The organism is Mesorhizobium sp. M7A.F.Ca.US.011.01.1.1 (genome assembly GCF_003998295.1).
GTDB lineage: Bacteria > Pseudomonadota > Alphaproteobacteria > Rhizobiales > Rhizobiaceae > Mesorhizobium.
In genome coordinates, this window is sequence record NZ_RZRT01000031.1 from 22,361 (window position 1) to 42,745 (window position 20,385).

Below are 20,385 nucleotides of genomic sequence, written 5' to 3' on the forward strand. Positions count from 1 at the left end.
CGATGGCCTCTGTTACGCTCGAAAAGGTCCGCAAGGACTATGGCCCCGTCCGCGTCCTGCACGCGGTCGACCTTGAAATCGCCGATGGCGAGTTCGTCGTCCTGGTCGGTCCGTCAGGCTGCGGCAAGTCCACACTCTTGCGCATGATCGCCGGGCTGGAGGAAGCTTCCGGCGGCGAGATCCGCATCGGCGAGCGGTTGGTCAATGACGTGGCACCCAAGGACCGTGACATCGCAATGGTGTTCCAGTCCTACGCGCTTTACCCGCACATGGACGTGTCGAAGAACATGGGCTTCAGCCTGCTGCTGAAGAAGGCGGAGAAAACGACGATCGACACCAGGGTGGACGGCGCCGCCAAGCGGCTCGGGCTCGACACATTCCTGCAGCGCCTGCCGCGGCAACTGTCTGGCGGCCAGCGCCAGCGCGTCGCCATGGGCCGGGCGATCGTGCGCGACCCCAAGGTCTTCCTGTTCGACGAGCCGCTGTCGAACCTCGACGCCAAGCTGCGCGTCCATATGCGCGCCGAAATCAAGGCGCTGCACCAGCAACTGAAGACGACATCGGTTTATGTTACACACGACCAGATCGAGGCCATGACCATGGCCGACCGGATCGTCGTCATGCATGACGGGCTGATCCAGCAGGTCGGCGCGCCGCTCGATCTCTATGATCGGCCGGCCAACATGTTCGTCGCCGGTTTCATCGGCTCACCCGGCATGAATTTCCTGCCGGCGACGGTTCGCAAGGGCGTTACCCCGCAGGCCGTGCTGACCGATGGCCAGGCGCTGAGGCTGCCGGAAGGCCTGCCGCTCAAGGATGGCGACGCAATCACCGTCGGTTTGCGGCCTGAGCATATCAAATTGGCGGACGACGGCGCGTTGAAGGGCGAGGTGGGGGTGGTCGAGCCGCTCGGGCTTTCGACGCAGTTCTACGTCAAGCTGGCCAGCCAGCAGCTTTGCGTCTTTGCCATGGGCCGTGCCGGCGTGAAGCCCGGCGACGAGGTACGGTTGGCGGCCGAACCACACCAGCTGCATCTATTCGATCCGAAGAGCGGTGAGCGCATCGGCTGAGGGGACTCAGCCAGGGCGGATGCGGGCAGGATCACGCGCCGCTATCGGGCGGGAATACACGGTAACGCTACATTTCAATTGGATAAAATAGCGGAACGTCCAAGAGACATTTCCGGAACCTAACAGGACCACTCGGACCTTTGCGTGTAGAGCACAAGACCTTGGTCCCGCCGTCTTCTCAAAAAACGGAGGTTATTTCGCCACGAACTAGGCCGCCGTCGGAGCTAGTCAACACCGACGGCGGCACCTGCAATATGGGTGAGTGGGTTGTGTGCGGATATGGTGTGATCGCGGAAGGTGATTGTAAATCGCTAACCGCGAGGGCTTCTTTTAGACAGCGGCGAGCTGTCCAACGGGTTCTCAGCCGACTTGGCCGATCGCCGCTCCTTCAGCCACAGGGACTTCTTTCTCCTTGCCAGGTTCTCGTCTCGAACGCTGTCTTCGGCGGTCACTCCGCCATGCATCGCGGCAATCACGTAGTCGGCTCTGTTGGTTCGAAAGTCGCCTTTTTGTACGGACATCGTTTTCTCCCAGTGCGAGGCATTTCCCCCCTTTTTGCCTGACGCTGAAACTAACTGCCTATCCGTGGTGCAAGTCTACCAATCGGCGATTGTATTAAAACGATACACTCAGCAGGTATGGTGATGGCGCGATCGCACGAGAGGAACCCATTCTGGCGGGGCTTCTTCATTGACCCGGTTGTGATCCTTGCGGTGCCGCGGCGGGAGGGGTCGGAGCCTGCGGTGCGGGTTCCGTGGAAGGTGGGGCGGGGCTGTCAGGCTGAGGCGCAGGCTGTGCGGCCTCTTCTTCAGTCAGAACCTGGTCAGTCCGGGCCTTGATCTCGTCGGCCGTCTGCTGGCTTATCAGCCCGTTGCTGACGGCGAAGCCAGCAGCCAGAGCGACAAGGGCTGCAATGATTGCAGCTTTCAACTTCTTCGACATCCATAGGCGCCTTGTTCGTGACACCCAACCCAGGGCCAAGGGTGCCGCAACCATGGCGAAGGGTCAATCCTTTGGCTGGAGTCCTGCTCGGATGCAACGAAATCAATTGGCTACAAACGAAAAACGCCGCCCATTGGGCGGCGTTTCGGCATTGCAGCGGGAAACCCAGATTACTTGATCTTGGTTTCCTTGAATTCGACGTGCTTCTTGGCGACCGGGTCGTACTTGCGGAACGACAGCTTGTCGGTCTTGGTGCGGCTGTTCTTGCTGGTCACGTAGAAGAAACCGGTGTCGGCGGTCGACAGAAGCTTGATCTTGATGTTTGCGGCTTTGGCCATGATATCAGTCCGTTTGTTCGTGGGGTTTTGGCCGCTGGAGCACGGGGAAACACCCGGACGCGGGAAACTTGGCGCGACACATAAAGAACGCGCCCGGAAAGTCAAGCCCGGCAAGCCTCGTGCGATCCGCCTGAGCCTGCTGGTGAACGGAAATCATGCGGTTTCTGTCGCCGGTGCAGCAACCTTCTTCCAGTCTCCGGTCGTGTTCCACCAGCGATTCGGATTGGCGCGGTCGTCCAGCCCCTTGGAACGGCTGGCGAGAATCGGTTGAATGCGGATCACTGGTTCCTGATAGGAATGTGCTTGGAAAATCGCCTCAACGACACGAGCGGCCAGCGCCTGATTGTCCGGCAGTTCGAAGGAAACCTCGACCGTGCCGGGCCGCCGTCTCAATTCGGTTTCGGCGCCGGCGGCCGCACCGTCAAGCGGCCTGTAGCGTTCGATGCCGTGCGCCGACTGATAGGCATTGCGGTCGTATTTGCCCATGGCCAGCGGCGCAATCGCCACCACGGCATCCATGATGCGGTCGACGTCGGCGGCCGGAGCCTGAAACGTTACGAGCAGAAGCAGTGTCATTCGTAGCGATGTGGTTTCAAAGCCGCTGTCGATCATGGAAGTGTCCTCAAGTGTTTTGGGACGCCTTTTTAGCCCTGTGCTCCTGACACGGTTCTGTCAGCAGCCTGTCAACGTGCCGTGCCAAATGCATGGCTGGCCGCGGTCGCGCTACAGCAGGATCTTGCGAACCAACCTGACGGCGACCAAAGCGATATAGGCGGCGAAGAACAGGCCGAGCGACCAGCCGAAGCCGGACGGGCCGAACGCATCCATGCCGATGCCGATCGCCTGCGGGCCGAGCACCATGCCGACGCCGTAGCACAGCACGAAGGCGGCGTTGGCCGACGCCAGTTCATGGCCGGAAAGCTGCGAGCCGAGATGGGCAAGGCCGATCGTGTACATGGCAGCGACGACACCGCCCCAGACAAACAGAAGCGCGGCCATCAAATGCCAGTTCTGGGCGAAGAAGGGCATAAAGACGGTGCCGATAAGACCGACCGTGGCGCAGGCAATCAGCAGGTAGCGGCGATCGCTGACGCGGTCGCTGATCATGCCGATCGGGATCTGCAACAACACATTGCCGAGGCCGATCATGGTCAGCAGAAGGGCTGCATCGGCTTCGGAGTAGCCGATTCGGCTGCCGTAGATCGGGAACAGCGCAAAGCCGCCGGTTTCCACCGCGCCGAACACCAGCACGGCAGCGGTCGCCGACGGCACCAGCCAGATATAGCGCAGAAAATTGCTGGTTTCACCATCCGAGGCGATCGACGGGCTCTCGTTGCGTGCTGCCAGCACGGGTATGGCCGCCAGCGTCACCAACGCAATGATGACGCCGAACGGCCTGAAGCCGGAACTGCCGAGATGAGCGAACAGCCACGGTCCCGCGGCAAAGCCGAGCGACAGGACAGTGGCGTAGATGCCGAGGACAAGGCCGCGCCGGTGCGGCGGCGCCGAGGTGCTGATCCAGAATTCGGACAGGATGAACAGCACCGTCAGCGCAATGTGCAGCACGATGCGCAGTGGAAACCACATCCAGAAATCGGGTGCGAAATGGAAGCCGACAAAGGCCAGCGCGCCGGCGGCGATCATGGCGATCATTGTCCAGGCAACGCCGAAGCGCATGGCGAGCGGGGTCGCCAGCGGCGCACCGGCGATCGAGGCGAGGCCGGCGACGGCGGTGTTGAGGCCGATCATCGAAGCCGAGTGGCCGCGCGTTTCGAGGATGACGCTGAGCAATGGCATGCCAAGGCCGATGGCGATGCCGACGACGCTGATCGACGAGATCGCCGCCACCATCGGCAGCCAGTGTACGCGTTCGTCGCCCTGTGGTTGGGTATCGACCGTCATGGGATGCTGAATACTCTGTCTGTTTGATCTTACGCAATTCCGGACGGAAAACCGCGTCACACTTTTCCTGGAATTGCTCTAGAGAAGTTCGCGGATGAAGCGGCTGCGGACAAGCCGGTAGAAGGGCACGGGACCGCCTGGACGCAACAGTGGATCATGGGCGAGGCGCTTTTCCAGCTCGTCCAGGATCATTCGGGTGATGTCGGGTATGTCGGCTTCCTTGGCCTTGGCGAGCGGCAGCCAGACCAGCTCTTCGAGCTCGTTGGTGGGACCGCCACCGGGCAGTTCGACGGCGACGTCGTCACGCCAGGCGCTGAAAAAGCGGGTGTCGAAGCGGCGCACCCGGTTGGGCGGCGTGATGGCGCGCGCAACGAAGCGCAGCATGTCGAGAGAGGGTTGCACGCCGTGTTCGGCAAAGCCTTGCCAATCGGGCCTGAGGGTTGCGAAAGCACCCTTGCGGCCGATCAGCAGCCCGGCTTCCTCATAGGTTTCGCGGATGGCGGACAGGGCGATGGCGCGGGCTCGTGCGGCGCTTGTGCGGCCTGGCCCGGCGATCAGCCTGGCTTCCTGCTCCGGGTGCAAGGCGGCGACGACCGGTATGCGGCTGTCGGCCGGATCGGTGCGGCCGCCGGGAAAGACGAACTTGCCCGGCATGAAGGCGTGGCCGGCATGACGGCGACCCATCAGAACCAGCACATCATCGTCCTTGCGGTCGAGCAGGATGAGGGTTGCCGCGTCGCGCGGGCGGATTGGCCGGTCGCTATGAGCGATCATGCTCCGCTCGATCCTGTCGACTTCCGCCTTGGTCATACCGTCCATGCGCAGGACCTAGCGGAAACTTCTGGCAAGCGAAAGTGGCCTTTCACGGTCGGTATGTTGCACCAGGCAGCATTCTTGGCTGCGGCCTAGGCTCCGGGATGCGGCTCGATCACGTCGTGCTCGCCGCCGAAGCCGTGCATATAGAAGGCCCATTGCAGTCCGATGACGGCACCCTTGATCGGCTGCAGCAGCGCAACCGACAAAAGGATGGTCAGCGGCACCCAGATGGCGATGTGCTGCCATGTGGACAGCGTCGACGTCGCCTCAACGCCCATGAAGGCGCCCAGCACGATGTGGCCGACGATGACGATGACGAGATAGGCGGGCAGGTCGTCGGCCCGGTGGTGATGCAATTCCTCGCCGCAGACACTGCATGTGTCGACGGTCTTGGTGAAAGCGCGAAACAGCTTGCCTTCGCCGCAATGCGGGCAGCGGCCGAGCAGGCCGCGCTTCATCGCCGTCCACAGCGGGCGCGCGGTCCGGCCCGACTGATGTTCTCCGCCGAAAACCTGTTCTTCCATGGCTGTTGTCATCATCGTCTCCTGCCGCGCGAACCCGGTCGCGATTGCGACGCGCGGGCGCGGCCCTTGGCCTTGTGAAACGACCGCTTGGAGCCCGGCAGAGGCTTCGGGTCGGTCAACATCTCGAAGCGCATCGCGCCGGCCATCGGCGCCACCTCGATGAGCCGGACCTCGACGCGGTCCGCGAGCTGATAGCCTTTGCCCGAGCGTTCTCCGAACAGGGAGCGGGCCGTTTCGTCGTATATATAGTAATCGCCACCCAGAGTTGACACCGGGATGAAACCATCCGCGCCGTACTGCGGCAATTGGACAAATAGTCCTGACTTGGTGACGCCGGAGATGCGGGCATCGAACCGGTCGTCGACGCGTTCGGCGAGATAGCTGGCGATCAGACGGTCGACCGTGTCCCGCTCGGCCGCCATTGCGCGGCGTTCCGTGCCGGAAATCAGCACGGCGACATCTTCGAGCCGTGCCGCTTCGTCCTGCGTCAGCCCGCCCGAACCCAATCCGAGTGCGGCAATAAGTCCGCGATGCACGATCAAATCGGCATAGCGGCGGATCGGTGAGGTGAAATGGGCGTAGCGGCGGAGATTGAGACCGAAATGGCCGATGTTCTTTGGCGAGTATTCGGCTTGGCTCTGCGAGCGCAGAACCACTTCGTTGACCAGGCCTTCATTGTCGGCGCCGCGCACGCGCTCCAAAATTCCGTTGAACTGGCTTGGCTGCATCTGCGCGCCGCGCGCAAGTGACAGGCCCAATGTCTGCAGGAACTCGCGCAGCGATTCCTGTTTGGCCAGCGATGGCGCGTCATGGACGCGGTAGACCAACTCCTGCTTCTTCGCCTCCAGCGTCTCGGCCGCCGCGACATTGGCCTGGATCATGAATTCTTCGATGAGCTTGTGGGCATCGAGCCGGTCCGGCACGATGACGCGATCGACGGTGCCGTCCGGCTTTAGCACGATCTTGCGCTCCGGCAGGTCGAGTTCGAGCGGCTGGCGGCCATCGCGGCCGCGCTTCAGGATCGCATAGGCGTCCCACAGTGGCTTCAGCACGGTTTTGAGGATCGGGCCTGTCTTGTCGTCCAGCGCGCCGTCGATCGCCGCCTGAGCCTGCTGGTAGGCGAGCTTTGCCGCCGACTTCATCATGACGCGATGGAAGGAGTGCCTGAGCTTGCGGCCCTCGGCCGAAAAAACCATGCGCACTGCCAATGCCGGCCGGTCCTGGCCCTCGCGCAGCGAGCAGAGATCGTTGGAGATGCGCTCGGGCAGCATCGGCACGACGCGATCCGGGAAATACACCGAATTGCCGCGCTTCAGCGCTTCGCGGTCGAGTGCCGTGCCGTAGCGCACATAGGCGGCGACGTCGGCGATTGCGACAGTGGCTACCACGCCGCCCGGGTTCTTCTCGTCGAGATCCGGCGTGGCGAAGACGGCGTCGTCGTGGTCCTTGGCGTCGGCCGGATCGATGGTGACCAGCGGCAGGTCGCGCCAATCCTCGCGGTGATCCAACGTCGCCGGTTTGACCGCTTCGGATTCTGCGATGACGTCGGCCGGGAAGATATGCGGAATGTCATGCGCGTGGATGGCGATCATCGAGACCGCCTTTTCGCTGGTCAGCGAACCCAGCACGTTGAGCACCTTGGCTCTCGGCAGCCCATAGCGGGAAGCCCGCGCCGGCTCGACCTCCACCAGGTCGCCGTTCTTGGCGCCGTTCTGGAATTCCTTGTCGACGATCAGTTCGGGCTGGCGCCGTTCCACCGGCTCGATGCGGAAGGTGCCGTCCTGCAAGATGCGAAAGACACCGAGCACGGCATCGGTACGTTTTTCGAAAATCTTCACCACCCGCCCGGTGTAGGCGGGGCCGCCCAGGGCGACGTTCGTGTCGTCGGCCGGAAAGGTCTTGGCCAGCACGCGGTCGCCAATGCCGGGCGCCGGTCCACCGCCACTGCGCGACAGGCGGATGGAAACGATGGGCGGCGGCCCATTGGCCGTGTGTTCGGTAGGACGCGCCAAGAGCACGCCATCGGCATCACGGTCGAAAATATCGAGGACCGTGACATGGGGCAGGGCGCCGACGCGGGCCAACCCCTTGCGCTCCTTGGTAGGGACGCCTTCGTCCTGCAAGTCGCGCAAAATGTCCTTCAGCCAAATGCGGTCGTCGCCGCGCAGCGCGAACGCCTTTGCGATGTCGCGTTTGCCGGCGCGATCGGGATTTTCGGCGATGTAGCGCAGAATTTCGTCACGCGACGGCCGGTAGTCGTCCTTGACCTTGGCCCTGGTGTCGGCGGTGCGCGGATCGCCGTGGGTTCTGCCGGTGATCTTGCGCGCCACGCTGCCCTATCCTTTTTTCTTCGCGGCCGGCTTCTTCGCAGCCGGCTTCTTGGCGGCTACTTTCTTGGTTGCCGGGGCCTTGGCCGCTGCTGCCTTGCGGAACGGCTTCTTGCCGCCGCCGCCCTTGGCTTCCTTCTCGGCAATCAGCGCCAGCGCGTCCTCGATGGTCACCGACTGTGGATCCCTGCCCTTGGGCAGGGTGGCGTTGACCTTGCCGAAATTCACGTAAGGTCCGTATTTGCCGTCGCGCACGACGATCTTGCCGCCGCCATCGGGATGGTCGCCAAGTTCCTTGAGCGCAGCGGCAGTGCCGCCATTGCGGCCACCCTTGCCCTTCAACTGCTTCTCGGCGATCACCGACACGGCGCGGTTGAGGCCGATCGAGAACACGTCCTCGATGCTCTCGAGATTGGCATAGGTGCCGTCATGCAGCACGAACGGACCGTAGCGGCCGAGCCCGGCCGAGATCATCTTGGCCGTTTCCGGATGCTGGCCGACATCGCGGGGTAGCGACAGCAGCGCCAGCGCCTTCTCATGGTCTATCGACTCGGCCGTCCAGCCCTTTGGCAGGCTGGAGCGCTTGGCTTCCTTGCCGTCGCCGCGCTGCAGGTAGGGGCCGAAGCGGCCGCTCCGCAGCGTGATTTCCTCTGACGTGTAGGGATCCTTGCCGATGACCTTGGTGCCGTCCTCGCCGCCGCCATTCTCGCCATTCGGATTGGCGGCGTCGCCGAGCTGGCGGGTGAAGGAGCATTCGGGATAGTTGGAGCAACCGACGAAGGCGCCGAACTTGCCGAGTTTCAGCGACAGATTGCCGGTGCCGCATTTCGGGCAGATGCGCGGGTTCGAACCGTCTTCGCGCGCGGGGAACACCAGCGGCGCCAGCTCTTCATTCAGCGCGTCCAGCACGTCGGTGACGCGCAGTTCCTTGATGTCGGCGACGGCACCGGAAAAATCCTTCCAGAAATCGCGCAGCACGTCCTTCCAGGCGAGCTTGCCGTCGGAAATCTCGTCGAGCTTCTCTTCCAGAGATGCCGTGAAGTCGTACTCGACATAGCGCTTGAAGAAGCTTTCGAGGAAGGCCGACAGCAGCCGGCCCTTGGCCTGCGGCACCAGCCGGCGCTTGTCGATGGTGACATAGTCGCGGTCTTCGAGCGTCTTCAGGATCGCCGTATATGTGGAAGGCCGGCCGATGCCGAGTTCTTCCAGCTTCTTGATTAGCGAAGCTTCCGAATAACGCGGCGGCGGCTCGGTGGTGTGCTGGGTGGCGTTGATCGCCTGGCGGGCAAGCTGCTCGCCGGCGCGGATTTCGGGCAGGCGACGATTTTCCTCGTCTTCCGTATCGTCGTCCTTCTGGTCGGTGTAGGCGGCAATGAAGCCGTCGAAGCGAACGACCGAGCCGACGGCGCGAAGCTCGGCGGTGCGCGATCCGTTGACCGCTTCGATCTCGGCGGTGGTGCGCTCGATCTCGGCCGACTGCATCTGGCTGGCGATGGCGCGCTTCCAGATCAACTCATAGAGCCGCATCTGGTCGGAATCGAGATATTGCCTGACCGATGCCGGGGTGCGCATGAAATCCGTCGGGCGGATCGCTTCGTGCGCTTCCTGGGCGTTCTTGGCTTTGGCCGTATATTGGCGCGGCTTTTCCGGCAGGTATTTTGCGCCGAATTCCTTGGCAATGGCGTCGCGTGCGGCGTCGATCGCCTCGGGTGCCATCTGCACGCCGTCGGTTCGCATATAGGTGATGAGACCTGTGGTCTCGCCGCCGATCTCCATGCCTTCATAGAGGCGTTGCGCCACCTGCATGGTGCGGCTGGCCGAGAAGCCGAGACCTGACGAAGCGGCCTGCTGCAGGGTCGAAGTGGTGAAAGGCGGGCCGGGATTGCGCTTGGTCGGCTTGGCTTCCACCGACACCGCCTTGAAGGTTGCGCCATCAAGCATCGACTTGATGTCGTCGGCCTGCGCCTTGTTGGAAATGTCGAGCTTTTGCAGCTTCTTGCGGTCGAAGGCGGTCAGCCGCGCTTCAAAATTCTCGTTGCGCGGCGTGCCCAGCAGGGCGGCGATCTGCCAGTATTCCTCGCGGATGAAGCGCTCGATCTCGGATTCGCGGTCGCAGACGAGACGCAACGCAACCGACTGGACGCGGCCGGCCGAGCGGGCGCCCGGCAGCTTGCGCCACAGCACCGGCGACAGCGTGAAGCCGACGAGATAATCCAGCGCCCGGCGGGCGAGATAGGCATCGACCAGCGGCGCATCGATCTGGCGCGGATTGGCCATCGCCTCCAGAACCGACGATTTGGTGATGGCGTTGAAGACGACGCGGCTGACCGGCTTGTCCTTCAGCGCACGCTTCTGCTTCAGCACTTCCAGCACATGCCAGGAAATCGCCTCGCCTTCGCGATCCGGATCGGTGGCGAGGATCAGGCCGTCGGCATCCTTGACCGCCTTGGCGATGTCGGCGAGGCGTTTGCCAGAGGCGGTGTCGACCGCCCAGGACATGGCGAAATCCTCATCCGGACGCACCGAGCCATCCTTGGCCGGCAAATCCCTGATATGGCCGAACGAGGCCAGAACCTTGTAGTTCTTGCCGAGGTATTTGTTGATTGTCTTCGCCTTGGCCGGCGATTCGACGACGACGACGTCCATGAGGTCTCATATCAGCTGTGGTGCGGCAGAAGAATTCCGCTGCGCGCGACGAAATCTCGTTCTATTTGTCGCTCACATGGCCGCGCTTTTGCATCCGGTCAAGGGGAAGCGCCCAAATTGCGCGGCGGTCGCCAGCAATACACTCTTAGAGTGTATGGAGAAAATCACAGAATTTTGGGTAAGAGGGATAGTCGTCCCGAGTCTGCGGAAACGACCGTTTTCATTTTTCGGCCGAGTCGCTGAAATCCGGCACCAACGACGTCGTAACACGCTAGTTGACGCCGGCCGCCGGCTGCATTGAGGGATGCCCGGCGACCAGCCTTGTCCCGCCATCAGGCGGGAATGGGTATTGAGTACTTTTAGTCGGCCTTGACGATATGCCAGACGTCGCCGACGCCGTCGCCGGTCACATCGCCGGCCTTTTTGTCCTTGATGAAGGTGTAGACCGGCTTGCCGTCATAGGCCCACATCTTGGTGCCGTCGGTGCGATCGACAACGCTCCATTCGTCGTCCGCCTTGGCGCCGGCCTCGGCTTTCAGCGGCGGCCAGTTGGTGGCGCATTTGTCGTAGCAATTGGTCTTGCCCTTCTCGTCCTTGTCATAGGTGTAAAGCGTCATGCCATTGGCGTCGGTGTAGATCTTGGTGCCATTGACCTCGGCTTCCTTCCACGCGTCGGCGGCGAAGGATGCGGCTGTGCTGAGCAGAAGCGCTGCCAGTCCTGCGGTTATGGTTTTCATGGAAATCTCCCTGACTGATGTCTGGAGACGCGCGGGAAATCGCGGCCTCACAGCATCAACGCCTGCGGGCTGTCGTTTCTTCCTGGCAAGTGCGCCGGAATGCGATGATCTTGCCAACACAATGGTGATTGGTGGACAAGGCTGCGCGTCGCTATATCGGCGTCACGGCATTGGAGTTCTTGGAAATGGCATTGGACATCGGCTATGTCAGCGCGATCGGGGCGGGAGCTATCTCGTTCCTGTCGCCTTGCGTGCTGCCGCTGGTGCCGCCTTATCTCTGTTATATGGCCGGCGTGTCGGTCGACGATTTCCGCGGCAATGCCGGTGCGACAGCGCGTGAAGGCGCACGCGGCGCACTGCTCTATTCCTCGATCGCTTTCGTGCTCGGCTTCTCGACCGTCTTTGTCGCGCTCGGCGCCGGCGCCTCGACCATCGGCCGGCTGCTGCGCGTCTGGCAGGAACCGCTGGCAATGGGCGCCGGTGTGCTGATCATCCTGATGGGCCTGAATTTCCTCGGCATCCTGCGCATTCCGCTGCTGTCGCGCGAGGCGCGCTTCCAGTCGCAGGGAAAACCGGCGAGTGCTGTCGCCGCCTATGTCATGGGGCTGGCTTTCGCCTTCGGCTGGACGCCCTGCATCGGCCCGGTGCTGGGGCCGATCCTGACGCTGGCAGGTGGCCGCGAAACGGTGGGCGAGGGCGCGCTGCTGCTCGCCGCCTATTCGCTCGGGCTGGGCATCCCATTCCTGATCGCCGCACTGTTTTCCGGCGCCTTCATGCGCTTCCTCGGCAAATTCCGCGTCCATCTCGGCCGCGTCGAAAAAGCGATCGGCGCGCTGCTGGTCGTCGCCGGGGTGTTTTTCCTCACTGGTGGCGTGCAGACGGTGTCGTATTGGCTGCTGGAGAATTTTCCGGTGCTGGGGCGGCTGGGGTAGGTTTGATCTAAATTTGGATGCGGCTCACCGCAACGCGGTCACGAGCTACCGTGGGATCGCTGAGAACTCGCTCGGTCCAAGAATGGGTATCCGGACTTGGAAAAGCGATCTTGCCAATCGCCGTGGTGTCATCTTGCCAAATTTCTTCGCGCATTAATCCTCGATCTTTCAGCTCCTTCAGGCATTCAAGCGTTGCCATGGCAATGGGCGCAAATCGCACTATCTTTTCGATATCGAATCCTGCCTCCCGAATGTCGCGAGCCAAAGTTACAACCGCGAAATGTGATGCTGTTTCGGCTTCGCTGTATCCGCTCTCGAGAGACAGTAGCGCGACACCTGCTCCGTAGGGGGTGATGTCAACGCCAAGATACCTTGCAAAGTTCTCTACACTACCAAGCCTTGAATTTTTCTGGTCGGCGCTCGAAACAATTTCTCGCGAGATATTCGACTGCTTTTTTGAAAACGGCCACATGTGAATTATCCCCGAGACGATTAGAAAATTTAACATGATCTAACAGCACCGGCTATCGCTTTGCTTTTGCTTAGGGCGACGCGGATGCCTACGGCAACGCGGATCGAATCCTGAACGCCTCCGCTCCCACCTCACCGGAATTTAACCGCATTGGTGCAGCATGGCGCCACTGCTAGCATGCTTTGATTCCCAACCCTTTTCATATGGTTGTCCATCCATGAGCCAGAGATCCTGCCTTTCCGTCATCCTCGCCGCCGGCGAAGGCACGCGCATGAAGAGTGCGCTGCCGAAGGTGCTGCACCAGATCGCCGGGCTGCCGATGGTCGCCCATGTGGTGAGGGCGGCCGAAGCTGCCGGCGCCGGCAGCCAAGCGTTGGTGATTGGCCATGGCGCGGAAGAGATGCGCAAGGCGGCGGCGAAATTCGCTCCAAAGGCCGAGACCTTCGTGCAGGACAAGCGCCTCGGCACCGCGCATGCCGTGCTGGCCGCGCGCGAAGCGATATCAAAGGGTTATGACGATATTCTCGTAATGTTTGGCGACACGCCGCTGATCGGCGCCGATGCGCTGACGGTGGCGCGGCTGAAACTGGCTGAAGGTGCTGCCGTCGTCGTGGTTGGCTTCCGTCCTCCCAGCCCGACGGGCTATGGCCGGCTGATCGAAAAGGACGGCAAGCTGGTCGCCATCCGCGAGGAAAAGGATTGCTCCGAGGAGGAGAAAAAAATCGGCTTCTGCAATGCCGGGATGATGGCGGTAGCCGGCGCCCATGCGCTGAAGCTGCTCGATCAGGTCGGCAACAAGAATGCCAAGGGCGAGTACTACCTAACCGACATTGTCGAGATCGCCGGCGCGCGAGGCCTCGATGTCGTTGCCACCGAAGCCAGCTTCGAGAGCGCGCTCGGCATCAACAATCGCGCCGAACTGGCGCAGGCCGAGGGCATCTGGCAGGCGCGCCGCCGCCATGAGGCAATGCTGTCGGGCGTGACGCTGATCGCGCCGGAGACCGTGTACTTCTCGCACGACACCGAGATCGGCACTGACACGATCGTCGAGCCCAATGTCTGGTTCGGTCCGGGCGTGAAGATCGCCACGGGCGCCAAGATCCATGCCTTCAGCCATGTCGAAGGCGCCACCATTGCGTCCAATTGCGATGTCGGGCCGTACGCACGGCTGCGGCCGGGTGCGGATCTTCGGAACAAGGCCAAGGTCGGCAATTTCTGCGAGGTCAAGCAGGCGGTTATCGAAGAGGGCGCCAAGGTCAACCATCTGACCTATATCGGCGATGCCCGCGTCGGCGCGGGTGCCAATATCGGCGCCGGCACCATCACCTGCAATTATGACGGCTATTCGAAATTCTTCACCGACATCGGCGAGGGCGCGTTCATTGGCTCCAATTCGTCGCTGGTGGCGCCTGTCACCATCGGCAAGGGCGGCTACATCGCCTCGGGCAGCGTGATCACCGAAAGCGTGCCCGACGACGCGCTGGCCTTCGGCCGCGCCCGCCAGAAGACGATTCCAGGCAAGGGCAAGGAATTGCGCGAGCGCTTTGCTTCGGCGGCAGCGGCGAAGAAAAAGGCTGCTGGATAACGGGCGTTAGCCGGAAGTCTTCGCGTCCTTGCCGAAAGCGGCCGTGACTTCGATCTTGCCGACGATCGCCTTGTTGAATTCAGGGAGATCTTCGGCCGGAATCCAGTATTCCAGATGCGCCTTGCTGCCAGCGTGCTCGACCCGGTAGCGGTCGAGAAAGCTCTTGAGAACGTCGAACCGGGTGACGAACCCCGAGCCGCTGGCCGGCACGTTCCAGTCGCGTGCGATCTGCACCGCATAGGCTTCGGTCCTCACGGGATAGAAAATGGGCTGCTCGGGCAGGCGCGGCGGAAACGCCTGCATCCCCGAGGCCTCGATCAGTTTCAGTTCCCTGGGGCCGACAGGGCGCCAGAGGGTTACGGTGGGCTTGCTCTCGCTCATGGCAGGGCTATTAGCGAAATATCTCTCTGGTGAAAACCATCGTCTCAAAACCGAAGCCTGAAAAACCGAACGATTGCAGTAACCGGATTGCAAGAGCGGCCTGTCATGGTGCATCGACAGAATGAGCGTTCCGTTATACGGGACGAAATGCAATGTGACTTTCCACGGCAGGCCGGCCATCCCAAAATAGCGCTGGTTTTCCGGGGAATCGGGGGCTTTCTGCATGTGCGGTATCGTTGGAATCGTCGGCCACTCGCAGGTTGCGCCGCTCATCGTCGATGCGTTGAAGCGGTTGGAGTACCGCGGCTATGACTCGGCTGGCGTCGCCACCATCGAGCGTGGCGAACTCGCTCGCCGCCGCGCCGAAGGCAAGCTCATCAACCTGGAGCGCCGGCTCAAGGACGAGCCGCTCGATGGCACGATCGGCATCGGTCACACGCGCTGGGCGACGCATGGCGTGCCTAATGAAACCAATGCGCATCCGCATTTTTCCGATGGCGTCGCCATCGTCCACAACGGCATCATCGAGAATTTCGCCGAACTGCGCGACGAACTGGTCCGCGACGGCTATTCTTTTTCGTCGCAGACCGACACCGAGGTCGTGGCGCATCTGGTGGCGCGCGAACTCGCCAGGGGGCTGAAGCCGGTCGAGGCCGCGCACCAGGCGCTGAAGCGGCTAGAAGGCGCCTTCGCCCTGGCCATCATGTTCAAAGGCGACGAGGACCTGATCGTCGGCGCCCGCAACGGGCCGCCTCTGGCCGTCGGCCATGGCGATGGCGAGATGTTTCTGGGCTCCGACGCTATCGCGCTCGCCCCGTTCACCAATTCGATCACCTATCTCGAAGATGGCGACTGGGCGGTGGTGCGCCGCGACGGCGTCACCATCTTCGACATCGACGGCACAAAGGTCGACCGCAAGCGCCAGCAGTCGCTCTCGACCAGTTTCATGGTCGACAAGGGCAATAGACGCCACTTCATGGAGAAGGAAATCCATGAACAGCCCGAGGTCATCTCGCACACGCTGGCGAATTATCTGGATTTTGTCGGCGGCGTCTCCAAGCCGCTCGACCTGCCTTTCGATTTCGCCAAAATCGACCGGCTGGCGATTTCGGCCTGCGGCACCGCCTATCTCGCCGGCCTGATTGGCAAATACTGGTTCGAGCGCTACGCGCGACTACCGGTCGATATCGATGTCGCTTCGGAATTCCGTTACCGCGAAATGCCGCTGTCGAAGAACGATGCCGCCTTCTTCATCTCGCAATCGGGCGAGACCGCCGACACGCTGGCCTCGCTGCGCTACTGCCGCAAGGCGGGGATGAAGATCGGCGCCGTCGTCAATGTGCGGGAATCGACCATGGCGCGCGAATCCGACGTCGTGCTGCCGACGCTCGCCGGGCCGGAAATCGGCGTCGCCTCGACCAAGGCGTTCACCTGCCAGTTGTCGGTGCTGGCATCGCTTGCCGTGCGGGCTGGCGTGGCGCGCGGTACGATCTCGAAGGAGCAGGAAAAGACCTTTGTGCGCGAGCTTTCGGAAGCACCGCGCTATGCCAATCAGGTGCTGAAGCTCGACCATCAGATCGAAAAGACCGCGCGCGACCTCGCTCACTATAAGAACGTGCTCTATCTCGGCCGCGACACCAATTTCCCGCTGGCCATGGAAGGCGCGCTAAAGCTCAAGGAAATCTCCTATATCCACGCCGAAGGCTATGCAGCCGGCGAACTGAAGCACGGCCCGATCGCACTGATCGACGAGAACATGCCGGTCATCGTCATCGCGCCGCACGACCGCATTTTCGAAAAAACCGTGTCGAACATGCAGGAAGTGGCGGCGCGCGGCGGCAAGATCATCCTGATCACCGACAGCAAGGGGGCGGCACTGACGAGCGTCAAGACGATGGAGACGATCGTGCTGCCGGACGTGCCGGAAATCATCTCGCCGATCATCTACGCGCTGCCGATCCAGATGCTCGCCTATTTCACCGCCGTCTTTATGGGCACCGACGTCGACCAGCCGCGCAATCTGGCGAAATCGGTGACGGTGGAGTAGGCCTCATCCTTCGTCATCCACGGGCGGAGCGGGAGCGAAGCTCCTGCGCAGACCCGAGGATCCATTCCGTGACGGTGGTGGCGGATCAAGCGGTGCAGAACTTGGCGCTACCACCCAGTCCCGCGGAAAAGTTCGAACCACTCCGGATGGCCTTTCCGATCAGTTCGATTTTACATTGACGGGGCCAACGTTTCAGCGACTTCTCGCGCTGGATCGCATCGGATCGTTTGTGACGCCAATATAGATGGTGCCGCGTTTCCGGCTCGCAGTTAAATAGACATAGCCCGTCATGAACGAAGTATAGCGACCGAACGATCCGCCGACCATCTTGAGGGGTTGCATTCTTCGGCCGACGTCACGGAATGGATCCTCGGGTCTGCGCCGCGTCGCTTCGCTCCTTGCTCCGCCCGTGGATGACGAAGGGGAGGGATGTTTCGGCTAATCGCGAACGTATGCTGCTTCCGTTTGGATTGCTTCGCTGGAAGCGGCGGCATAATCGGCTCTTTAAAAACTTCGCAGTTCCAAACTGGACGGCGGTTCACTAATGTTGCGTCGCAATAGCGGCCCCCGGTGAACCATGTCCGATGCTCCCAAGACCTCCGGCGTGACCCGGCTGAGGAACTATTTCCTCACGGGCTTCATTGTCTGCGCGCCGCTGGCGATCACCGCCTACATTGCATGGTCTTTCATCGGCTGGGTCGATTCCTGGGTGAAACCCTATATTCCGGCCCGCTACAGCCCTGACACCTATTTGTCGTTTCCGGTGCCGGGGTTCGGGCTGATCGTGGCGCTGATCCTGATCACGCTGATCGGCTTCCTGACAGCCAACATTGTCGGCCGTGCCATCGTCAACTTCGGCGAGCGGCTGCTTGGCCGCATGCCGCTGGTGCGCGGCATCTATGGCTCGCTGAAACAGATTTTCGAGACCGTGCTGTCGAACAAGGGTGACATGTTCCGCCAGGTCGGGCTGGTCGAATATCCGCGCAAGGGTGTGTGGTCGCTGGTGTTCGTCGCCAGCGAGAAGGAAACCGAGATCAACCAGAAGCTCGACCAGGAAGGCGATCCGCTGATTGCCGTGTTCATGCCGTGCACGCCGAACCCGACCACCGGATTCCTGATGTATGTGCCGAAGTCGGACATCGTGCTGCTCGACATGACGATCGAGGACGGCGCCAAGCTGATCGTCTCGGCCGGGCTGGTGGCGCCCGAGGTCAAGCAAATGGTTGTCGTGAATGGCGAGCCGATCGAGGGGATGCTCGCCAACCCGTCGGTTGCCGCCCTGGCTCAGCCGGCGCGCAGGAGCCGCACGGCCTCGTCGCGGCCGAACAAATAAAGCAGCAGGCGCAACGCCTCGCCACGCTGCGATTGCAGCTCCGGGTCGCGCGACAGGATCAGCCTGGCATCGTCGCGGGCGGCCTCCAGAAGGTCGGCATGCGCCTCGATGCGAGCCACTTGGAAACCTGGCGTGCCGGACTGGCGGGTGCCCAGCAATTCGCCTTCGCCGCGCAGCTTCAGGTCCTCTTCGGCGATCAGGAACCCGTCCTCGGTCTCGCGCATCACCGACAGTCGGCGTTTTGCGGTCTCGCCGAGCGGGTCCTTATAGAGCAGCACGCAGGAGGAGGGCTTGTCGCCACGCCCGACCCGGCCGCGCAACTGATGCAATTGGGCGAGGCCGAAGCGCTCGGCATGCTCGATGACCATGACGGTGGCGTCCGGTACGTCGACGCCGACCTCGATGACCGTGGTGGCGATCAGGATGCGTGTCTCGCCCTGCTTGAAGGCGCGCATCGCCTCGTCCTTGTCGGCGCCTTTCATGCGGCCGTGAACGAGCCCGATACGGTCGCCGAACAATGGTTTCAGCGAGACGAAGCGGTCCTCGGCCGACATCAGCTTGATTTCTTCGGATTCCTCGACCAGCGGACAGATCCAGTAGATCTTCTGGCCGCCGGCGATGGCGTCCACCATGCGGTCGACCAGTTCGTCGAGCCGCTCGAGTGGCAGCGTAACGGTACGGATCGGCTGGCGGCCGGCCGGTTTTTCCGTCAGTTTCGACACGTCCATGTCGCCGAAAGCGGTCAGCACCAGCGTGCGCGGGATGGGAGTGGCCGTCATCACCAGCATGTCTGGCGCATCGCCCTTGGCGGTGATGGCAAGCCGCTGATGGACGCCGAAACGGTGCTGCTCGTCGATCACGGCGAAGACCAGGTCGTGGAACATGACCGTCTCCTGGAACAGCGCATGGGTGCCGACGACGATGTCGATCTCGCCGCTTGCCAGGCCGGCCAGCGTATCAGCGCGTTCGCGGCCCTTCTCGCGGCCCGTGAGGATGGCGATGCGCAGCCCGACCTTGGCGGCAAGCGGCGTGATGGTCGCCAGATGCTGGCGCGCCAGGATTTCGGTCGGTGCCATCAAGGCTGCCTGGCCGCCGGCCTCGACGGCGCGTGCCATGGCCAGCAGCGCGACGACCGTCTTGCCGGAGCCGACATCGCCCTGCAGAAGCCGCAGCATGCGCTCGGGATCGGCGAGGTCGGCATTGATTTCGGCCAGCGCAAACTCCTGGCTCGATGTCAGCGAATAGGGCAGTGCGGCCCGCAGTTTTTCGACGATGCGGCCGTCGCCGACCAGGGGACGCCCGGACAGCCTGCGGACTTTTGCCCGCACCAGCGCCAGCGACACCTGGCCCGCCAGCAACTCGTCATAGGCGAGCCGCCGCCACGCGGCGCCGTCGATGGAGACGTCAATCGGGTCGGCCGGATTGTGGATGCGGGCGAGCGCATCGGCAAAGGCCGCAAAGGTGTGCCGGCGCATGAAGGCGCCGTCCTGCCATTCAGGAAATTCGGGCACGCGCGCCAGCGCCTGGCCGATCGCCCGGCGCAGCACCTTGCCCGAGAGCCCGGCCGTCAGCGGATAGACCGGTTCTACCAGCGGCAGGTTTTCCGCCTCGCTGGCCAGCGCAATATGGTCGGGGTGGACCATGCTCGGGCGGCCATTGAACCATTCCATGCGGCCCGAGACCACGACATGCTCGCCCTCGGGCATCGCCTTTTCGAGGTAGGAAGCGTGAGCATGGAAGAAGGTCAGCGCGATCTCGCCGGTGTCGTCATGGGCGAAGACCCGGTAAGGCACCGACCTGTTGCCGCGCGGCGGCGGCTGGTGGCGGTCGATGCGCACCTCCAGCGTCACGATCTGGCCCTCCGCGGATCCTGCGATGCCCGGCCGGCTGCGGCGGTCGATGACGGTGTGCGGCAGCACGAACAGAAGGTCGCCCGCGCGGGCGGGGCGGTCACCCAGATCGGCCGGGACAACCTTCTCGATCAGCGCGCTGACTTTCGGTCCGACGCCGGCAAGCGAGGTGATCGGGACAAACAAGGGATCGAGGATGGAAGGTCTCATCTGAGAGAAACCATGCGGTGTCTGCGCTCACCCCCCTCTGGCCTGCCGGCCATCTCCCCCTCAAGGGGGGAGACTAGCAGTTCTGACCTCGCCGCCCGCCTTGCGCAGTTGGAAATTGGCGAAAGCAGTCGTGCCATACGATCTCCCTCCTTGAGGGGGAGATGTCCGGCAGGAAAGAGGGGGGTGCTAGCGCCGATACTGTCAGGAATGTTCGTCACACCGAGATGTTAGACGCCAACCGGGCCGTTGCAAGGCTGACAGCCCCTTCTATCC

At 62.5% G+C, this 20,385-nt stretch carries 17 protein-coding genes and 1 pseudogene; 5 read left to right on the forward strand and 13 right to left on the reverse strand.

Features of this window, described 5'->3' with window-relative positions:
• The first annotated feature begins 2 nt into the window (after positions 1-2).
• Positions 3-1,070 carry a sn-glycerol-3-phosphate ABC transporter ATP-binding protein UgpC gene (gene ugpC / locus EOA13_RS23880; RefSeq protein ID WP_127296151.1) on the forward strand — a complete coding sequence of 356 codons (1,068 nt, stop codon included), beginning with the start codon at positions 3-5 and terminating at the stop codon, positions 1,068-1,070.
• A 311-nt stretch (positions 1,071-1,381) separates the two neighbouring features.
• Here the strand turns inward: ugpC and EOA13_RS23885 are convergent, their stop codons facing one another.
• The 9 genes from EOA13_RS23885 to EOA13_RS23930 all read right to left on the reverse strand — a co-directional run bounded on the left by EOA13_RS23885 (position 1,382) and on the right by EOA13_RS23930 (position 11,302).
• A complete protein-coding gene (locus EOA13_RS23885) occupies positions 1,382-1,591 on the reverse strand; it encodes a hypothetical protein (protein ID WP_013531922.1) in 210 nt (69 codons plus the stop codon).
• A gap of 591 nt (positions 1,592-2,182) precedes the next feature.
• Positions 2,183-2,350: a 50S ribosomal protein L33 gene (gene rpmG / locus EOA13_RS23895; protein WP_006201775.1), complete on the reverse strand. Its 168-nt coding sequence runs from the start codon at positions 2,348-2,350 to the stop codon at positions 2,183-2,185.
• A gap of 153 nt (positions 2,351-2,503) precedes the next feature.
• Positions 2,504-2,962 (reverse strand): hypothetical protein, encoded by a 459-nt coding sequence (locus EOA13_RS23900; RefSeq protein ID WP_127296153.1) that lies wholly within the window; start codon positions 2,960-2,962, stop codon positions 2,504-2,506.
• Between the two features lie 111 nt (positions 2,963-3,073).
• Positions 3,074-4,252 carry an MFS transporter gene (locus tag EOA13_RS23905; RefSeq protein ID WP_023810543.1) on the reverse strand — a complete coding sequence of 393 codons (1,179 nt, stop codon included), beginning with the start codon at positions 4,250-4,252 and terminating at the stop codon, positions 3,074-3,076.
• Between the two features lie 78 nt (positions 4,253-4,330).
• Positions 4,331-5,071: an NUDIX domain-containing protein gene (locus EOA13_RS23910; RefSeq protein ID WP_127296154.1), complete on the reverse strand. Its 741-nt coding sequence runs from the start codon at positions 5,069-5,071 to the stop codon at positions 4,331-4,333.
• Positions 5,072-5,157: 86 nt separating this feature from the next.
• Positions 5,158-5,592, reverse strand: a complete 435-nt coding sequence (locus EOA13_RS23915; protein ID WP_206535310.1) for a DUF983 domain-containing protein — start codon at positions 5,590-5,592, stop codon at positions 5,158-5,160.
• Between the two features lie 11 nt (positions 5,593-5,603).
• Positions 5,604-7,922: a ribonuclease R gene (gene rnr / locus EOA13_RS23920; protein ID WP_127296156.1), complete on the reverse strand. Its 2,319-nt coding sequence runs from the start codon at positions 7,920-7,922 to the stop codon at positions 5,604-5,606.
• Between the two features lie 6 nt (positions 7,923-7,928).
• Positions 7,929-10,565 (reverse strand): type I DNA topoisomerase, encoded by a 2,637-nt coding sequence (topA, locus tag EOA13_RS23925; RefSeq protein WP_127296157.1) that lies wholly within the window; start codon positions 10,563-10,565, stop codon positions 7,929-7,931.
• Between the two features lie 359 nt (positions 10,566-10,924).
• Positions 10,925-11,302, reverse strand: a complete 378-nt coding sequence (locus tag EOA13_RS23930; protein WP_127296158.1) for a hypothetical protein — start codon at positions 11,300-11,302, stop codon at positions 10,925-10,927.
• Positions 11,303-11,487: 185 nt separating this feature from the next.
• Between EOA13_RS23930 and EOA13_RS23935 the strand changes: the two genes are divergently transcribed.
• On the forward strand, positions 11,488-12,234 hold the full coding sequence (locus tag EOA13_RS23935) for a cytochrome c biogenesis CcdA family protein (protein WP_127261089.1): 747 nt from the start codon (positions 11,488-11,490) through the stop codon (positions 12,232-12,234).
• Positions 12,235-12,241: 7 nt separating this feature from the next.
• On the opposite strand, the gene EOA13_RS23940 is transcribed toward EOA13_RS23935, so the two are convergent.
• Positions 12,242-12,706 (reverse strand): hypothetical protein, encoded by a 465-nt coding sequence (locus EOA13_RS23940; protein ID WP_127296159.1) that lies wholly within the window; start codon positions 12,704-12,706, stop codon positions 12,242-12,244.
• Positions 12,707-12,923: 217 nt separating this feature from the next.
• Here EOA13_RS23940 and glmU point away from each other — a divergent pair, with 217 nt between their 5' ends.
• Positions 12,924-14,291, forward strand: coding sequence for a bifunctional UDP-N-acetylglucosamine diphosphorylase/glucosamine-1-phosphate N-acetyltransferase GlmU (gene glmU / locus EOA13_RS23945; RefSeq protein ID WP_127296160.1), 1,368 nt, complete (start codon positions 12,924-12,926; stop codon positions 14,289-14,291).
• A 6-nt stretch (positions 14,292-14,297) separates the two neighbouring features.
• On the opposite strand, the gene EOA13_RS23950 is transcribed toward glmU, so the two are convergent.
• Complete coding sequence (locus EOA13_RS23950; protein ID WP_127296180.1) at positions 14,298-14,672, reverse strand: ADP-ribosylation/crystallin J1; 375 nt, start codon at positions 14,670-14,672, stop codon at positions 14,298-14,300.
• Between the two features lie 223 nt (positions 14,673-14,895).
• Here EOA13_RS23950 and glmS point away from each other — a divergent pair, with 223 nt between their 5' ends.
• Entirely contained in the window at positions 14,896-16,719 is a 1,824-nt protein-coding gene (glmS, locus tag EOA13_RS23955; protein ID WP_127296161.1) for a glutamine--fructose-6-phosphate transaminase (isomerizing), read from the forward strand.
• A gap of 107 nt (positions 16,720-16,826) precedes the next feature.
• On the opposite strand, the pseudogene EOA13_RS38880 reads toward glmS, so the two are convergent.
• Positions 16,827-17,010: pseudogene (locus EOA13_RS38880) on the reverse strand (hypothetical protein).
• Positions 17,011-17,296: 286 nt separating this feature from the next.
• Here EOA13_RS38880 and EOA13_RS23965 point away from each other — a divergent pair.
• Positions 17,297-18,052: a DUF502 domain-containing protein gene (locus EOA13_RS23965; RefSeq protein WP_027036784.1), complete on the forward strand. Its 756-nt coding sequence runs from the start codon at positions 17,297-17,299 to the stop codon at positions 18,050-18,052.
• Here EOA13_RS23965 and recG read toward each other — a convergent pair.
• A complete protein-coding gene (gene recG / locus EOA13_RS23970) occupies positions 18,004-20,112 on the reverse strand; it encodes an ATP-dependent DNA helicase RecG (protein WP_127296162.1) in 2,109 nt (702 codons plus the stop codon). The two genes, EOA13_RS23965 and recG, sit on opposite strands and share 49 nt — an antisense overlap.
• Between the last annotated feature and the right edge of the window lie 273 nt (positions 20,113-20,385).

Coding starts and splice junctions, on each gene's coding strand:
- EOA13_RS23965 (WP_027036784.1), top strand. CDS start 17,297: ATGTCCGATGCTCCCAAGACCTCCGGCGTGACCCGGCTGAGGAACTAT.
- EOA13_RS23935 (WP_127261089.1), top strand. CDS start 11,488: ATGGCATTGGACATCGGCTATGTCAGCGCGATCGGGGCGGGAGCTATC.
- EOA13_RS23950 (WP_127296180.1), bottom strand. CDS start 14,672: ATGAGCGAGAGCAAGCCCACCGTAACCCTCTGGCGCCCTGTCGGCCCC.
- topA (WP_127296157.1), bottom strand. CDS start 10,565: ATGGACGTCGTCGTCGTCGAATCGCCGGCCAAGGCGAAGACAATCAAC.
- ugpC (WP_127296151.1), top strand. CDS start 3: ATGGCCTCTGTTACGCTCGAAAAGGTCCGCAAGGACTATGGCCCCGTC.
- glmU (WP_127296160.1), top strand. CDS start 12,924: ATGAGCCAGAGATCCTGCCTTTCCGTCATCCTCGCCGCCGGCGAAGGC.
- EOA13_RS23900 (WP_127296153.1), bottom strand. CDS start 2,962: ATGATCGACAGCGGCTTTGAAACCACATCGCTACGAATGACACTGCTT.
- EOA13_RS23885 (WP_013531922.1), bottom strand. CDS start 1,591: ATGTCCGTACAAAAAGGCGACTTTCGAACCAACAGAGCCGACTACGTG.
- EOA13_RS23930 (WP_127296158.1), bottom strand. CDS start 11,302: ATGAAAACCATAACCGCAGGACTGGCAGCGCTTCTGCTCAGCACAGCC.
- EOA13_RS23915 (WP_206535310.1), bottom strand. CDS start 5,592: ATGGAAGAACAGGTTTTCGGCGGAGAACATCAGTCGGGCCGGACCGCG.
- recG (WP_127296162.1), bottom strand. CDS start 20,112: ATGAGACCTTCCATCCTCGATCCCTTGTTTGTCCCGATCACCTCGCTT.
- EOA13_RS23905 (WP_023810543.1), bottom strand. CDS start 4,252: ATGACGGTCGATACCCAACCACAGGGCGACGAACGCGTACACTGGCTG.
- rpmG (WP_006201775.1), bottom strand. CDS start 2,350: ATGGCCAAAGCCGCAAACATCAAGATCAAGCTTCTGTCGACCGCCGAC.
- glmS (WP_127296161.1), top strand. CDS start 14,896: ATGTGCGGTATCGTTGGAATCGTCGGCCACTCGCAGGTTGCGCCGCTC.
- EOA13_RS23940 (WP_127296159.1), bottom strand. CDS start 12,706: ATGTGGCCGTTTTCAAAAAAGCAGTCGAATATCTCGCGAGAAATTGTT.
- EOA13_RS23910 (WP_127296154.1), bottom strand. CDS start 5,071: ATGGACGGTATGACCAAGGCGGAAGTCGACAGGATCGAGCGGAGCATG.